We start from the raw sequence: 888 nt of genomic DNA on the forward strand, positions 1-888 counted from the left end.
CTTCCTAACTTTCCTTCTCTCCTAACTAAAGAGAAGCTAGGGGTGAGGGTCGGCAGCGAGGTGTCTCAATCTTGTTTGAAGCGACTGTAAAAGCATTCTGACATCGAAAAGCAGGGATCCCCGCTTGGGGATCCCCGATTGGTATGGCCGGAGCCGCAAGCCAAGCTAGGGCTGCCGCCGGAAGCTCCTGACTTCCAAAACCGGCCCTACCTGAGCCACCGTCACCATGTCTTCTCTGATCTGTCCCTGGATGGTGACCTCTAGCCCCTCTTGCAAGAGCTCTTTGGGGGCACGGAAAAGGGCGTAGTGCTCGCCGGAAGGCAGGGTTAGCACCCACACCCCCCCTTCAATATCCAGGAACTGGATGGTACCGCTGTACTCTTGCATCACCGCCTCAGCGCCAGCCCGGTTGCCGTGGACTGAGATTCCGTAGCCGCTTGCGCTCCCAAGTAGGCCAGGCCCAGGCAGAGCAAGCCATTGAAGAGCAAGAAGGAGCGACCCAACCAAGCAGAGGATCCAAGCCATAGCACCCCCTCATAGAACAGGGATCCGGACAAGAGCAGATGCGAGGCCATGCCGATGCACAGGCCGATCACCGCCCAGCGCCAGCGCCGATGGCCCAGGAGCAGCAACATCAACAGGCCCGGGATCAACACGCTGGCAAATAGGGGGTTCAAGGCATTGGTCTGGGCAAAGGCGGTGCCCAACTCCGGCAGGGAGCTACCCGCCAATTGGAAGGGCCAACGGGGGCCACCGACAATCGCCAACCCCTGCAAGGGGAAAAGACCGGCACTGCCCAAAAGCATCCCAGCCAGCAAAGGCACCGTCTGCAGCAGCCGCTTGGGAGCCAGCCACCAGCGGATCAGCACCAGGATAATGTAGCCGCCC

At 60.2% G+C, this 888-nt stretch carries 2 protein-coding genes; both read right to left on the reverse strand.

All coding sequences use genetic code 11. The features are described 5' to 3' along the window. Positions 1–165: 165 nt before the first annotated feature. The gene (locus NW837_RS14645; RefSeq protein ID WP_041436283.1) at positions 166–387 is read right to left on the reverse strand and encodes a hypothetical protein; all 222 of its coding nucleotides are present in this window, start codon (positions 385–387) and stop codon (positions 166–168) included. Then, a partial coding sequence (locus NW837_RS14650; RefSeq protein ID WP_414332304.1) for a DUF5942 domain-containing protein occupies positions 387–888 on the reverse strand: 502 nt, incomplete at its 5' end. The genes NW837_RS14645 and NW837_RS14650, both read right to left, overlap by 1 nt.

Source organism: Synechococcus sp. R6-10, assembly GCF_047461815.1.
Classification (GTDB): Bacteria; Cyanobacteriota; Cyanobacteriia; order Thermostichales; family Thermostichaceae; genus Thermostichus.